The sequence below is a fragment of the Chitinimonas sp. BJB300 genome, assembly GCF_002735695.1.
Lineage (GTDB): Bacteria > Pseudomonadota > Gammaproteobacteria > Burkholderiales > Chitinimonadaceae > Chitinimonas.
In genome coordinates this window covers 1-14,126 of sequence record NZ_PDZH01000108.1, presented here as the reverse complement: position 1 = coordinate 14,126, position 14,126 = coordinate 1, and the positions used below count along the sequence as shown (strand labels likewise).

At 55.5% G+C, this 14,126-nt stretch carries 13 protein-coding genes; 6 read left to right on the top strand and 7 right to left on the bottom strand.

Annotated features, from left to right (window positions below):
• Nucleotides 1-258: 258 nt before the first annotated feature.
• Nucleotides 259-1,152, bottom strand: a complete 894-nt coding sequence (locus CSQ89_RS16360) for a hypothetical protein (protein WP_139023085.1) — start codon at nt 1,150-1,152, stop codon at nt 259-261.
• Between the two features lie 258 nt (nt 1,153-1,410).
• Here CSQ89_RS16360 and corA point away from each other — a divergent pair, with 258 nt between their 5' ends.
• Nucleotides 1,411-2,391, top strand: a complete 981-nt coding sequence (gene corA, locus CSQ89_RS16355; RefSeq protein WP_099407177.1) for a magnesium/cobalt transporter CorA — start codon at nt 1,411-1,413, stop codon at nt 2,389-2,391.
• Between the two features lie 215 nt (nt 2,392-2,606).
• Here corA and CSQ89_RS23865 read toward each other — a convergent pair whose 3' ends face one another.
• Nucleotides 2,607-2,855 (bottom strand): group II intron maturase-specific domain-containing protein, encoded by a 249-nt coding sequence (locus tag CSQ89_RS23865; RefSeq protein ID WP_374701365.1) that lies wholly within the window; start codon nt 2,853-2,855, stop codon nt 2,607-2,609.
• 203 nt (nt 2,856-3,058) lie between these two features.
• Between CSQ89_RS23865 and CSQ89_RS16345 the strand changes: the two genes are divergently transcribed.
• From CSQ89_RS16345 to CSQ89_RS16335, 3 genes are all read left to right on the top strand, one after another.
• Nucleotides 3,059-4,756, top strand: a complete 1,698-nt coding sequence (locus CSQ89_RS16345) for a S8 family serine peptidase (RefSeq protein ID WP_099407176.1) — start codon at nt 3,059-3,061, stop codon at nt 4,754-4,756.
• Between the two features lie 75 nt (nt 4,757-4,831).
• Nucleotides 4,832-5,437: a type IV toxin-antitoxin system AbiEi family antitoxin domain-containing protein gene (locus CSQ89_RS16340; RefSeq protein WP_099407175.1), complete on the top strand. Its 606-nt coding sequence runs from the start codon at nt 4,832-4,834 to the stop codon at nt 5,435-5,437.
• Nucleotides 5,434-6,255, top strand: a complete 822-nt coding sequence (locus CSQ89_RS16335) for a nucleotidyl transferase AbiEii/AbiGii toxin family protein (protein WP_233203237.1) — start codon at nt 5,434-5,436, stop codon at nt 6,253-6,255. The genes CSQ89_RS16340 and CSQ89_RS16335 overlap by 4 nt, the downstream gene beginning before the upstream one ends.
• 788 nt (nt 6,256-7,043) lie before the next feature.
• Here the strand turns inward: CSQ89_RS16335 and CSQ89_RS16330 are convergent.
• The 5 genes from CSQ89_RS16330 to CSQ89_RS16315 form a co-directional block, all read right to left on the bottom strand.
• A complete protein-coding gene (locus CSQ89_RS16330) occupies nt 7,044-8,036 on the bottom strand; it encodes an FAD:protein FMN transferase (protein ID WP_099407174.1) in 993 nt (330 codons plus the stop codon).
• Nucleotides 8,017-10,224, bottom strand: coding sequence for a PepSY domain-containing protein (locus tag CSQ89_RS16325; RefSeq protein ID WP_099407179.1), 2,208 nt, complete (start codon nt 10,222-10,224; stop codon nt 8,017-8,019). The genes CSQ89_RS16330 and CSQ89_RS16325 overlap by 20 nt, the downstream gene beginning before the upstream one ends.
• A gap of 20 nt (nt 10,225-10,244) precedes the next feature.
• Nucleotides 10,245-10,715 (bottom strand): DUF2271 domain-containing protein, encoded by a 471-nt coding sequence (locus tag CSQ89_RS16320; RefSeq protein ID WP_099407173.1) that lies wholly within the window; start codon nt 10,713-10,715, stop codon nt 10,245-10,247.
• Between the two features lie 301 nt (nt 10,716-11,016).
• Nucleotides 11,017-11,340 carry a hypothetical protein gene (locus CSQ89_RS22145; protein WP_374701364.1) on the bottom strand — a complete coding sequence of 108 codons (324 nt, stop codon included), beginning with the start codon at nt 11,338-11,340 and terminating at the stop codon, nt 11,017-11,019.
• Between the two features lie 86 nt (nt 11,341-11,426).
• Nucleotides 11,427-11,819 carry a PepSY domain-containing protein gene (locus CSQ89_RS16315; RefSeq protein WP_099407172.1) on the bottom strand — a complete coding sequence of 131 codons (393 nt, stop codon included), beginning with the start codon at nt 11,817-11,819 and terminating at the stop codon, nt 11,427-11,429.
• Between the two features lie 133 nt (nt 11,820-11,952).
• Here CSQ89_RS16315 and CSQ89_RS16310 point away from each other — a divergent pair, with 133 nt between their 5' ends.
• Entirely contained in the window at nt 11,953-12,612 is a 660-nt protein-coding gene (locus tag CSQ89_RS16310) for a response regulator transcription factor (protein ID WP_099407171.1), read from the top strand.
• The gene (locus CSQ89_RS16305; RefSeq protein ID WP_099407170.1) at nt 12,609-13,964 is read left to right on the top strand and encodes an ATP-binding protein; all 1,356 of its coding nucleotides are present in this window, start codon (nt 12,609-12,611) and stop codon (nt 13,962-13,964) included. The genes CSQ89_RS16310 and CSQ89_RS16305 overlap by 4 nt, the downstream gene beginning before the upstream one ends.
• Nucleotides 13,965-14,126 lie beyond the last annotated feature (162 nt).

Genomic DNA, 14,126 nt, shown 5'->3' with positions numbered 1-14,126 from the left:
TTGAATGCCTGAGCATCAAGACGCAGAAGAACCCATTCGCACTTTGCCGCAAGTTACTGATCAACGCCTCCCGCGCGGCTTATGATCAGTTACAGCTGCTTCTCGCAGCTACTGCGTAACATCAGATAGTAATAGGGTCCATTGTAGACAGTACGAGGAAATGTAAAATCGCGTACTTAGGAAGTACTGCTTTTTTGAATCAGTATGTCTTCGGTAGGCCACGTAAATGACCTGTTACCCAGATTTTTCTAGATTGGTTCAATACCATTCCCATTGTTGCCAAGGCACTGGCCGATTTTCTATGGGGAACAGCGCAGGTACCTCGCCAGCCGTGTAAGTCAGAGCAGACCGAGGATGGGCAACACTGATCAGCTTCCCGTCTTCAAAACGCCATTGAGCCATAACTGGAGTATTTGATGCCCTACATGGTTCCAAATCTGTTTCTTTGGGACGGACATGGATACCGCTAATTGGGCTATTGGGAGGCGTATCCAAAGCGATACAGTAGGTGCCGGTAGTACTGACTACCCGCCCGTTCCCACCGTCCTGTTGCCACAACTGAGCTGGTTTATTGCCATCGCATGGAGCCAGAACCAGGGTTTCTGGTGATGACGGATTCACATCCATATCTCCACGTAGTTCCAAGCATTGTCTTTGCTGACTACCGGCAGGTTTCCAAAGTAAAACCAATTGACGATATGACTTGGGTAAGCAAGCGGGTGTAACAATACTGACGGCGAATATCGCCGTGGCGGTTTTGCCGTCGGCAGTACGGAAATGGGTAAATATCCGGTTAAGGCTCCGCCCAGTACTGGGATTTAGCTGGTCCATCGCCCCCTGTTGCGGCTGAATATGTAGTGTAAATTTATTGTTTGCGTGGCGCTCCGCAGTCACGGTAACAAGGGAATTTTCGCTCACAATCTCAGGGGCACTGGCAAGTGGGATATTCGGGGGAAACTGCAGCTCAACTTTTCCCATCGAGTTTTCTGTTAATACCAACTCACGTTTACTTAACTCTACGCTCAAACCATTGTCTGTAGGTACTGGTCCTGAATTTTTTGGTGCACCGCCGTAAAGATATATCCAATGCGGCAATATCGCCTGTTGACAGCGTATTACGTGGCCATGGCCTTGTTTTTGTTGCGGGGACACGCAGACTCTTTGTCGAAAATTCATAATGCATAACAGAGTCCAGATCATATGGACCTAAATGCAAAAGTGCCCCCCCCGGGTTGTTTGAACTTGCGTTTGAAACTGGCCGTGCCTACGTTAGGTACGGTGGGTGTCGTCTAAGGCGGCATTGTTACCAGCCCACTGTATGCCCGAGCCGAATGCTTTTCCTGCCACGTGGCCAGATGCCGTTCATGAACTGTAGGCAACTGTGTATGCCATCATTTCTTAGAGCAAATCATGCTGATCAACTGTTCTGCCTACCAAGACGGCGAGAAAATCGGTGATCTTCCGGTCGAGGATATCAGTGAGTACGCATGCCGCGCCGATACCTTCGTTTGGGTTGCCCTAAAAGACCCGCTGCCGGAAGAGATAGATGAAATGCAGGTCGAGTTCGACCTCCACCCACTGGCGGTCGAGGACGCGCGACATGGGCATCAACTACCGAAGATAGAGGAATATGGCAAAACCCTCTTTTGCGTATTGCATATGCTGGAGATGGACGATGCTGGCGAACTCAAGGTGGGCGAAGTCGATATTTTCGTCGGCTCGAACTTCATTCTATCGATTCGAAACCAGGCAGGAACGGGTTTTCAGAATGTACGGCAGCGCTGCGAGGATGAGCCTGATCTCCTGCGCCATGGTTCCGGATTTGTCTTGTATGCTTTGATGGACACAGTCGTTGACCGCTATTTCGCAATTGCCCGCCGTCTGGAAGACGAGCTGGAAGTGATCGAGGAGCGAATGTTCACCGACTCTGGTAGTGGCACGCAATCTCGCGAGGGCATTGAAGCGCTCTATGCGCTCAAGCGCAAGCTGGTCACGGTGTACCATGCGGCAGTGCCATTGCTTGAAGCGATTTCCCATTTGCATAGCGGCCGCGTGCCAGCAGTATGTGCCAACATGCGCGAGTATTTTCGCGATGTGTACGACCACCTGGAGCGCATCGTCAAAGGAACCGACACGGTACGGGACATGGTTGCAACGGCCATTCAGGTCAACATAGCGCTGATCCAACTGAACGAAGCCGCGGTGAGCAAACGGCTAGCTGCCTGGGCTGCCCTGTTCGCCGTGCCCACTATGATTGCTGGAGTGTATGGCATGAATTTTGAGCACATGCCCGAACTCAAGATACCGGAAGCTTACCCGGTTACGCTGGCCATCATGGCCGTGATCGATTTGCTATTATTCTGGCGATTCCGAAAAACTGGCTGGCTGTAACGTCACTCTCCAGTCTATTGGTGTCACTTACCTGATGCGTATCCAGCCAATGTAATCGATAGCCCAACACCAAGGTATCAAGCACGCCCGGCAGTGTTTGTGGTGGATCTGCGTTAAGTGGGGTTATCGGGTGGCGCAGGGAAACCGCCCCCCCTACGCTCCCACGGAACCGTACGTGACACTCTCGCGTCATACGGCTCTTGTCGCTGAACCGTTCAGCTTTCATAGGCCAAGCACCAATGCACGAACAATGACGGATAGTCACGACGAATCCGCCGTAACCACTCAAACGCCCGTACCAGGCTTCGCCTCGCTCGCTTGTGCTTCCGAACGATCCACTTGGCCAAGTGCAGGTCAACCTGCGCTATCACTGGATACAGGGCTGACTGATAGAAGCGTCCGTAATACGTTATCCAACCACGCAGCACTGGATTGATCCGACGCGCAATCTCCCCAAGAGGAATTGGTGCGCGCCGTTACAGTTTCCAGCCCCTCACTGTTTGTCGGATAGGCTTGGCCGCTTTACCACTCATGGCCGGCAGGAAACTGCGGCTTACCCCAGTCCTTTGGAACCGGAATGGCAGACTTCTATCAACGTATAACACCAACCTAATTGGTGCACTTCCTACCTTTTCCTAGTCTCTGTAAGGGACGTATTGGGGTAAAAATGTTTACACATCAATTAATACACTTAACACCACCCGCTACGCTTTCTAAAAGTAATCTGCTCATCGCGAGTATTTTTTCCCTGTTGGCGGGAAATGCCTTGGCAAGTACAGCAGCGGGTCACGACCCACTCTATCCGTATCAATGGCACCTTAAAAACACCGGGCAAGCGGTATTTGCCGATGCTCGCCCCGTGCCTGGTATTGATTTGAATATGGGCACCCTATATGAGCAAGGCATCACCGGTAAGGGAGTAGTGATTGGGTTGATGGATAGTTATCAAGCCTATTCAGATCATCCTGACTTAATGCCCAATATGTTGCGTCGAGACTCAATCGACCGCTCAAAAGACAATATGTCAGCGATGCATGCGACGGCAATAGCCGCCATCATGGTTGCTGCGGCAGGCAACGGGCAAGGTGGGCGTGGCGTGGCTCCGGAAGCTAAAGTGCTTGATCTCAATGCGCCCAGTACCGGCAGCGCACCCATGCCTAGAGTCATCAACAACAGCATGGGTGGCCAGCCACCGCTATTTCTGCCAAATGATGACATTGATAATAAGGACCTAAACGATCCCCATGCTGCTCTGATTGTGCATGCGGCTGGAAATTCTTTTCTAGATATTGAAAAGAACGGCATTTCAGCGAGTAGCTGTGAGCAGGCGACGCAGCGTAGTGGCGTGGGGTGCATCGTAGCCAATACAGATTTGTTGAGTAATTTGCCAGATGTCATTGCCGTTGGCGCTGTCAATGCATCGGGGCAAAAATCATCTTACTCCTCCACGGGTTCGGTCTTGTGGGTGTCTGGTTTGGGAGGTGAAGAAGGATGGCAGCGTAATGAGGTCATGAAGCAAGGTGCAGTGCCAGAAAAGGCAGAGAGAAATCCAGCGCGTAATTTCGCACCAGCAATCGTCACTGCGGATGCGCCTGGCTGTGACAAAGGGCTGAATAAAAGCGGCAAGTCATTCAACGCACTTGACTCAGGTACCAGTACCCAGCTTGATCCCACCTGCAGCTATACCGCAATGGCAAACGGCACCTCATCTGCCGCTCCCATGGTGAGCGGGGTGATCGCATTGATGTTGCAAGTTAACCCATCGCTGAGTTGGCGCGACATCAAGTACATTCTGGCGACAACAGCCAGGCAGGTCGATGCTGAGCAGCCCGGTATTCTGTGGAATGGCATGCTTTTAGACCGCGGATGGGTTACGAATGCGGCAGGCCATACGTACAGTAACTGGTATGGGTTCGGCCTGGTCGATGCAACCAAGGCGGTTAATCGGGCGCGAAACTTCGTGTCACTCCCCGCGTTTTATCAGGGTGCCTGGCAGTCCTCGACTGGAGTCCCTGTGCCGATTACTTATCGACAAGAGAATGCCGCGACATCGGACATAACAATCGATGACGAAGCCAAGATAGAAACCGTTCAATTGCAGCTTAAGACTACAAGTAAGCATCCCGGCAACCTGCGCATCATGCTTATTTCGCCGGGTGGTACCCGTAGCATCATCCTACCTGCGCTTACTTTGCTGCTCCCTACGCCTGATGGCTTCTCAATCGATTTGACCGCTAGCAATGCTTATCTGGATGAGCGCTCAAAGGGGGTGTGGAAGCTGCAGGTCGTCGATATGGTTGACCCCGCATCGGAATCGACACAGACGATTACATCCTGGAAGCTCCGCATTCTCGGACATAAATGAAATAGAAGAGTAAATTGTTCCGTTTTTTCTTCTAATGTTTTCTTTCGACGAAATAACGGAACATACTCCTTTCAAATGCCCTCCAGTACACACATTCAGCGTGTCCTTGATCTAGCCAGCCAGAAGGGACTGCTGCGCGCCAGCGATCTGGACGCTATCAGAGCGCCCCGGATCGTCCTGACGCGCCTGTCCGCTGCAGGTCTGCTCAAGAAGGTGGGGCGTGGCCTCTATCGCCTGCCGGACGCCCAGGTATCAGAATTCGAAAGTCTCAGCACGGTTGCCACCAAGGTGCCACAGGCGGTGTTCTGCCTGCTCACAGCACTGCAGTTTCATGAGTTGACCACGCAGCTGCCGCGCCAGGTCTGGATCGCTATGCCTCGGGGCAGCCACCCGCCCCGTATCGACTACCCGCCCGTCAAGATGGTGCAGTTCACGGGCGATGCCTACTCAACAGGCATTGAGGAGGTCGAGCGTGGCGGCGTCAAACTCCGGGTGTACAGCGTGGCCAAGACCGAGGCGGACTGCTTCAAGCACCGCAACAAGATCGGTCTGGATGTGGCACTGGAGGCACTGAAGGACGCCCGGACGCGCAGCAAGGCAACTGTCGACGACATCTGGCGTTTCGCCAAAATCTGCCGCGTGGCCAACGTGATGCGCCCCTACATGGAGAGCGTCGGATGAGTGATGTTACCCCAAACGTCGCAGCATCCATTCTTGCGCGTCTGCTCAACGTCGCCAAGATGCAAGGCATCGATTTCAATCAGGTACTGGTGCGTTTCGCCTTGGAGCGCATTCTCTATCGCCTGACCCAGTCCCCCCACGCGGATCGCTTCCTGCTCAAAGGCGCGCTGCTGTTCACGCTCTGGTACGACATGCCACACCGGGCCACGCGCGATGCCGATCTGTTGGGTTTCGGTGCCAGCGATTTGGAGTCGGTCGCCCAAGTATTCCGTGACATTGCAGCCGTAACGGTCGACGACGGTATCGTGTTCGATCCTGCCTCAGTCGCTGTCGAAGAGATTCGCAAAGATACAGGCTACGGCGGCGTTCGCGTGATCATTGCAGGCGATCTGGCCAGAGCATGCTGCAAGACGCAAATCGACGTCGGCTTCGGAGACGCAGTCACACCGGTACCTGTAGATTCGGTCTATCCGGTATTGCTCGAAGAAATGCCTGCGCCACGACTGCGTGCCTACCCAACGTACACCGTCATCGCGGAGAAACTCCACGCCATCGCCTTGCTGGGCATGACCAACAGCCGCTTGAAAGACTACTTTGATCTGTCGGTGCTATTGGAACGAGAAATTCTGGACACCGATCTGCTTGCCAGGGCGATCAAGGCCACGTTCGAAAGAAGGGGCATGGCGGTTCCTGAAGCGCTGCCGGTCGGCCTGACGGACGAGTTGCGCATGATGCCTCGCGGCAGGCACTGTGGCTGGCATTTCTCAAGAAGAACGAACTCCCGCCTGAGCCTTTGCCTGCTATCGTTGGTCGCTTGAGCGTGGCTTTGGCCCCCGCGTTGATTACCGTCGCTAGTTAATCACCGCTTCATTGTGTAGCTACTTCGCGCTTTACTCTACTTTCAGTGGCGGGACTTTGAAGGGCTACCCATCAATACCCCAAGATTGCTACAGATAACCTGTACCTACAATCGCTCAAGGTCGCCTGCAAGCTTGTGATTAGTAAAAGCGATCATCTTGGCATTGCCCTCTTCAATGGCTTGCTGATTGCCAGAAATCACAATGCTGATTTCATCGCCGGGTGTGGTGAGCGCCAGGGCCTCGATATAGGCGTTTGCAAGGTTTGCCTGTCAAACAGCGCCCAATAGTTACCAGGTGGAAAGTTTTGCACGCTGTTTTACAGCCCGACTGTCTTGGCGGACTGCCCGGCCCCCCAGCTTGGCGCCAGACTGCCGTGAAACAAACCCGTATCCTGCCCTGCAACGATGGCCACCATCTCTACCCATTCACCGAAAAAAGCGAGCCGCTATAGCGTTAGCGGCGTTAATCGAGCAATGTGTCCGTATGGGAATCGCCGGTGTTTAGGGTGAGCGATAAAAAAGTTTACAAATAATGGGCGGAATCTTAGTTGGCTTGCCAAACTCAAGGGTGCGTCAACGCCTTCCCCGGCGTAGCAGTGGGTACAAGCAGCTGATTTGTCATTTTGCCCAAGGCAATCTTTATGAAAATCAAAGCAGCCTCCACGAAACCCGGGTAGTTCACAAAGATAAGGACAAGGTCGCGACTGTCGTGTCCGCCCGAATCGGGACTACTCATAAAACTCAAAGTCAGATGACTGCCTTGGCCTGCATGGTGCCGACGATCTTCGCGGTATTGTCACCAAATATGCTTCCGCATCCGTTGGTCCTTATGCCATCGCTGTCCTCCCGCATCAGGAACAACGCGCTCAGTCCCTGTCGCGCAGCGAGCGCAGTTCCGATTTCGGGGCCGGCCACCATGAGAGCAGTAGCCCAGGCATCCGCTTCTGCGCAGGTCGGAGCAACGACGGTGACTGACGCAGGCGAGGACATCAGCGGGGCCCCACGCTTCGGATCCATTGTGTGTGACAAGTGGCGTCCCTGCACGATTACCCAATGCCGGTAGTCGCCGGAAGTGGCGACAGCCGCATCCTGAAGGGATAGAAGCGAATGTGGCGCGCGACAGTTTGGGTCTGGTGCTTCGACCGCAATTGTCCAGGCCTCGCCATCTGGCCGCAGGCCCAGCGCGCGCATCTCGCCGTCGACGCCGACAAGTCCTGCCTCTATGCCGCAGATACGCAGCGTTTCCGCCAGCCGGTCCACCCCATACCCCTTGGCGATTCCGTTCAGGTCAAGCGTAATGGCGTCCCGTTTGCGCACCAGCTTGCCATTAATTTCCAGCACCTCGTGTGTAGGACGTCGTGGCACGGCCATGGCGGTGCGGATACCCTCCACGTCTACCGCCTCGGGGCCGAAGCCCCAGGCACGCACGGCATCCCCCATGCTGATGTCAAAGGCTCCGCCTGAGGTGCGGCCGATGGCCAAGCTCAGGGCCAGCACTTTGGCCAGATCGTCCGGTACCACGACAGTTGTTCCCACAGGGGCTCGGTTCAGACACATGAGGGCGCTGTCTGGCTTCCAGGTGGACATGTGCGCATCGACGTCGTCGACCGCCTTCTGCAGTGCTGCCTGCACAGGACCGGGATCAAAACCTGGCGCGGTGAAAAACAAAGCGGACCAGCATGTGCCCATGGTGGGTCCGTTCAGTGCATGGCGGATCAGATCAGTAGACGTCTTCGACATAGCGCTCCCTTTCTTTCAGCATCGTTGGTGTCAGCCCTAGGGGCTTCAGGATGTCAGTCAACGTGTCGGCAACGCCTTGGGCCATTTCACGGCTGCCGCAAACCATAACTCTCGCCCCTTGGAGAATGGCATCCGTGACCTGTGAAGCCTCTTGACGCAGAACGTCCTGCACAAATTGCGGTCGATTTCCGCGAGACACCGCGATGCGAAGATGGTGCAGCCGTCCCTTGGTCTGCCAGTCCGACAGTTCTTCGCGATACAAATAGTCGCTATCGGTGTTGCGCAGCCCAAAGAACAGATGCATCGGGCGATGATTCTCATTGGCGCGAATGAAGCCAGCGAGAGGAGCCACACCAGTGCCTGCACCAATCAGGATCTGGGGCGTGCGGTCACGTCCAGCATGAAAGCCAGGATTGCGGCGCAAGAAGGCGCGCACCTTCTGGCCGGGTTCCAGCATCGTCAGTTGACCAGAAGACAAGCCTCCAGGGTGTTTGCGTACGACGATTTCGATAAAACTGTCTCTCGATCCCGAGGCCAATGAGTAGAGACGTGGGACTGCTGATCCCTCAGGCAGGATGCCCAGCAGGTCCCCCGCCTCGAACCGTACAAAACCTTGTTTTGTCAGGCGCTGCCAATGCGAAGCATTCGGAAGTGCAAACCGCAGGATCGCCATAGGCACCTGCACCGCTGCACCGTAATCTCGGCGCTCAACCAGGGTAAGCATCTCGGTGACAGGGGGTGCCGGTTGGTGTTCAATTTCAAGCTTGATACCTAGAGCAAGACCCAACGTTCTGCCCCAGCGGGTAAAGTCCTGCGACGACTGACGGTCGATGGTGTGGAATGGCACCAATGCAGGCCAATTCTTGGCGCGTGCACCACTCTCCACCGCTTTGGCAAACGCACAGAAGGCCGGAAAGCTGCGGTCGCCAAAACCCAGCACAGCCAGCGGGGCCTTGGGTGCTTCACTCAACCCCTGAAGTTTCTCAAGGAACCCGCTGGCCGACGCGGGAGCATCTCCTTCGCCATAGGTGGCGGCGAGAATGAGGAAGCGCTGCACATTGTGATAGCGCGACGGCGCAAAATCTGTCATTGGGGCAACATGCACCAATTGTCCAGCATTGCGCAACGCGCTAGCCAGTGCCGCAGCAAATCCCCAGGTGCTACCGCCTTCGGAACCTAACAGCACCACAGTTTCGGCCTGCCCTGCGGTCGAGTTGCCTTTTAACCGCGGCCGCCCGCGCCGACCGGCTAACCAGATCAGGACGCCTGTCACGGTCATAGCTGGAACACCCAGGGCCATCAGGCCAAGCATGAGTCCTAGCACGGCAGCGCCCTGGCCAGTGTGGAGCATGTAGATCGTTTCTGACAGATGTTGCCAGCGGCTAAAGTCTTGCCAAGACAGCCAAGTGCCTGTCCCTGGGTCGACATAACCCGTACCACGGTTGGTCTTGAGAGTGAACACGTCCTGCGAGTCGCTGGGCGAGGGAAAGCTCAGTTCCCGCAGCTCCGTCACCGGCGTCGTGCGCAAGGCATCCATCTCCGCGAGGGCTAGGCCAGTCAGGCCACTAACCTGGGACGGTGTCTGAAAGCGTACAGGTTCTATTGAGACAATCTCGAATGTCTCTGCCGACATCCATATCGCGGTGGTGGACGACAGAATAAGCCCGAGAACCACCACGCGTGCAATCTCTGTGTGCAGCCGTCCCGGCAAGGGTCCGCGCAATCGCGCGAACCAGCGCCGTCCCCCACCTGTGCGTCGAGTCACCAGTATCGCGCCTGATATCGCAAGTATCAGCATCGCAATCGCACCGACAGCGGTTGTCAGCCGTCCGCCATCGCCCAGGAAGAGTGAGCGGTGCAAGGAGGTCAGCCAGCGGCGCACCGGATCAGGGTCGGCGCTTGCCACGTCCCGGCCTGTGGCCGGATCGACAACTGCAGAACCGGGCTGTTCACCGTCGAACCACCATGCGCTCAGCTGCCCTGAAGGCGCGCGCTTGATTTGTTCGAGACCAGGATGGGTCGCCTGCACTCGCATGGCCAGTTCGGCCACCGTCAAACCTGCTTCAGTCTGTGGAGCGTGAGTCGAGTCAAGCGCGGGAAAGATTGACAGCGCCACTCCACTCAGACTCATTACGAGCAGCAGGACGGCCAGCACAAGACCTGGCCAGCGGTGCAGGATGCGTGTCATGATTTGCCCCCAGTTCAGGATCAAAGCCCATAGGTGAAGCCTGCGACATAGTGCCGTCCGGCAACAGACCGGCCGGTACCCGTCTTCATCAGGGGCACTGAGATCTCCCGTGGACTATCACGCATGTCCTCCACGGCAGCATCAACGTTGAGCTTGTACCCAGCATCAAACAAAGCATCTTCAAGATCGACGGTCACCTTCAGCGTCCGACCGGCACCCACGCTGGCGCCCGTGATGCCGTTGATCTGTGATGGATTGCCGCCAGTTGCTCGATGCCAATCTGTCAAATGCTTGTAGTACTTCGACTTCTCACCTGCCACCCACAGGGTGCGAACGTAGGCACCCGAAGCGTTGGTGAGATAAAGAGCAAGATAGGCACCATCACCTCCATAGTTCTTAAGTGTGGTGTTCAGGGTAACCGGGCGTGCCATGGCGAGCCCAGGCAGTGCCAGAGCGGTGGACAATGCAAGGCAAGAAAGGTATCGGTTCATGATGGATTTCCTCTTTGATGTTTCCAGATAGAGCGTGGTTGTGTCGGGGCGTTGATCTACGTACGGAGCTTCAGTCATCGTCGTGTTCTTTTTGCTTTTCAGTGAAATTGTTCTCTTCCCCTCCTGCAGATGAGACCGCGTTGCCGTCACTCGGACGGGCCGCCATTGGTTTTGGCAGGCCTTTGATAGCGTCAATCGCCAGATGGCCTAAAGCCGCTGCAAGTGCAATCGTGGCTAGAAGAACGACCGGGGCGGTTGACCTGGCGCGACAAGGGAACCTGTAGCGCAGTTCAAATACCTCTCAATGAACGCGGCGGTGGCTTTGCCACAAGGCCTTGAGTCCAGACACAATCGCATCGCGCAAGCTGGTCGAGCCGCAATAAAACAACTCAGACTCACGCACTAGTAAAGGAGTGAGACGCGTCAGCCTTTGCGCCGTCAGTTGCCCTTCTTCTGTGCTGGCGACGATGTGAACCGTCAGCCCTGTATGACGAGCGGCGATAACTGCAAGTCGATCGGCTGTGAATGTCTCAGTCCACGTCGTCACAGCCCATATCAGAACAATCTCCTGCTGGTTCGTATGGTTCAATAACTCGGCCCTGGCCAGAAAAGGTGTGATCCCGATACCATCTGCGAGCCAGGCCAGGCGCTAAGCGCTTATACGGAAAACAAACCGTCCATAGGTGCCCTATGATTTGCATCGCTGGACCCTCAGTTGATCTCGGCTTTTGTGGCTGCAGAAGGCGTGCTTAGCGACCTGGTCACGTTAGGTTTTGCCGGTTTGCCGGTCTGGACTCGCCCAGTCGGCAAGTAGCGTGACGGGTTGGTGCCTGAGCGAAAGAGAACTTCCAGTTTCAAAAGCACCAGCGTGGCCGGGTCTATTTTTAGCTCGACCCGATTGCCATCTCCGTCACGGCCACGGACTTCATAGCATCCATCATCTACGCGCAGACGCTCTGGGGTAATACCGAGCTCTGTTACATGAGCGGCCACGGTGTCGCGAGACTTCCATTCGGCCATAGGACTGTGGCAATCGTCGCTGGCAAGAGCCGCACTAGAAACAGTCAGCGCGATCACAGTGACGATGGGAACAAGTGATTTCATTGCAGGACTCCGATAACATTGACGACTCTAGGATGTCCTGCGAAGGTGACCGCACCCTGAACCCCAAGCGAAAATTGCTTCAGCTTCCCGTCAGGTACTCCATGGCGTAGGCCCAATGTCGAGAAAGAGTCCCATGCGAATTTTGTTGATTGAAGACGACTCGATCCTTGGCACTGCCGTGCGTGACCAGATTGCGGGTGATGGACATTCGGTGGACTGGGTGCAGCGCCTTGACGCAGCAGACAGTGCCGTCGCTGCCGCTGCATATGATCTCCTTCTTTTTGACCTCATGCTCCCTGATGGAAGGGGGATTCCTTTCCTGCGGCGCTTACGGAACCGTGGTGTTGCCACCCCCGTCATTATTTTGACTGCACTTGATCAGGTTTCAGACCGAATAGAGGGTCTCAATGCTGGTGCCGATGACTATCTGGTGAAGCCCTTTGATCTTGCTGAACTGTCAGCTCGTATCGGATCGGTCGCGCGCCGCTACAGCGGCAACCCAAACCCCATCGTTACCCATGGGCAGTTGAAAATCGACCTTGCGGCCCGCCGCATCAATCGCGAAGGTCACGCGGTATCGTTGACTGCGCGCGAATGGGTATTGTTCGAAGCTTTCCTGACCAGGCCAGGCCAATTGCTTTCCAAGGCCCAGCTAGAAGATATGCTATATGCCTTTGATGCCGAGATAGAGAGCAACGCGATTGAGGTCCATATCAGCCGCCTACGCAAGAAACTCGGCGCTGAGATCATTGAGACCGAACGAGGTCTCGGATATCGACTAGGACGGGCATGAAACTGCCCCTCAGTCTTCAAAATAGGTTGGGGCTCTCTTTGGGAGCCCTGCTGACCGCGATCTGGATCGGTGCGGCTGCTGTGACCGCAGTACTGGCTCATGATGCGATCGAAAAGGTCTTCGATTCAGCCCTACAGGAAACGGCGCAGCGCATTTTGCCTCTCGCCGTCGCTGACATTCTCGGGCGCGAGGAAGAAGGCATGACACAGCGCCTGGCCGAAATCCGTGAGCATGACGAGTTTCTTACTTATGTCGTGCGCGATGCTCAAGGACGCATCCTGCTCCAATCGCATGATGCCGACTCTTCGGTATTTCCTGCCTGGGACGGTATCGGGTTCCGGCAATCCACTACCCATCGGTATTACAACGAACAGGCGGTTCAAGGCTCTGTCCGGATCACGATCGCCGAGCCTTTGGCCCATCGCACAACGGTAGCGCGTGAAATCCAGATGGGGTTGGGACTTCCATTACTGATATTCCTGCCCGTCGCGCTCCTGACCATCGTATTTGCGGTTCGAGTGAGTCTCGCTCCCTTGCGCCGATTCAGGAATACGTTGGCTACGCGTGGTGAGCGCGATCTGTCACTGGTACCAGGGGACGGGCTCCCGGTCGAAGTTTCCCCGGTGGCGGACACCCTGAACGAGTTGCTTGGGCGGCTTGCTGCAGCGTTCGAGGCCGAGCGTAGCTTTGCAGCCAACGCTGCCCACGAACTGCGCACTCCACTCGCAGGCGCGATCGCGCAGATTCAACGCCTGCAGACAGAAACACGAGAGCCAGAGACTAGATTGCGGGCTACAGACATTGAGACAACTCTCAAACGCTTGACGCGATTGTCTGAACGCCTCATGCAACTGGCAAGGGCAGAGGGCGGTCGACTACGCCTAGATCGCATCTCGGATTTGCGACCGGTTGCGCACATACTCACTGAGGATTTATCTAGGATAGTGGGATCAGAAAGAATAACCTTGGAGCTGCCGGCATCGCCGCTGATGTCAGACCTCGACCCAGACGTGTTCGCGATCGTGTATCGAAACTTAATTGAAAATGCGATGCGGCACGGAGCGGTAGAAACGCCTGTTCGAGTCACACTCGCCAAGGACGGTTTGCTGACAGTCGCCAATGATGGGCCCGTTGTACCAGAAGAATTACTCCACCGTTTGACAGACCGGTTCGTACATGGAGGGATAGGCACTGATGGCAGTGGCCTTGGCTTGGCAATAGTCAATTCAGTGGCTCAGCGCATCGGCACTGTGCTCCACCTAAAGTCACCCAGAACCGGACAAAGTACTGGCTTTGAAGTCTCTCTGACACTTCCGCTGGCTCAATGCCCGTGCGATTCGGATTCGGCATAGCAGAACCTCTAACATTCGCGTTCAATTTCTGCTTGGGTTTAGGTTTGTTCGACGTCTGCCCATACGCGATGAGCGTGCCCGCGAGATGGCGCCAGCGGGCAGACGTTGAATAAACCTCCAGGGAGGAAACCGCGGGATGCTGCGGGATATTTGAGTAGGCGA

Excerpts from the sequence above, each read along its gene's own strand:
- corA (WP_099407177.1), top strand. The coding sequence starts at position 1,411 with ATGCTGATCAACTGTTCTGCCTACCAAGACGGCGAGAAAATCGGTGAT.
- CSQ89_RS16345 (WP_099407176.1), top strand. The coding sequence starts at position 3,059 with ATGTTTACACATCAATTAATACACTTAACACCACCCGCTACGCTTTCT.
- CSQ89_RS16340 (WP_099407175.1), top strand. The coding sequence starts at position 4,832 with ATGCCCTCCAGTACACACATTCAGCGTGTCCTTGATCTAGCCAGCCAG.
- CSQ89_RS16335 (WP_233203237.1), top strand. The coding sequence starts at position 5,434 with ATGAGTGATGTTACCCCAAACGTCGCAGCATCCATTCTTGCGCGTCTG.
- CSQ89_RS16330 (WP_099407174.1), bottom strand. The coding sequence starts at position 8,036 with ATGTCGAAGACGTCTACTGATCTGATCCGCCATGCACTGAACGGACCC.
- CSQ89_RS16325 (WP_099407179.1), bottom strand. The coding sequence starts at position 10,224 with ATGACACGCATCCTGCACCGCTGGCCAGGTCTTGTGCTGGCCGTCCTG.
- CSQ89_RS16320 (WP_099407173.1), bottom strand. The coding sequence starts at position 10,715 with ATGAACCGATACCTTTCTTGCCTTGCATTGTCCACCGCTCTGGCACTG.
- CSQ89_RS16315 (WP_099407172.1), bottom strand. The coding sequence starts at position 11,819 with ATGAAATCACTTGTTCCCATCGTCACTGTGATCGCGCTGACTGTTTCT.
- CSQ89_RS16310 (WP_099407171.1), top strand. The coding sequence starts at position 11,953 with ATGCGAATTTTGTTGATTGAAGACGACTCGATCCTTGGCACTGCCGTG.
- CSQ89_RS16305 (WP_099407170.1), top strand. The coding sequence starts at position 12,609 with ATGAAACTGCCCCTCAGTCTTCAAAATAGGTTGGGGCTCTCTTTGGGA.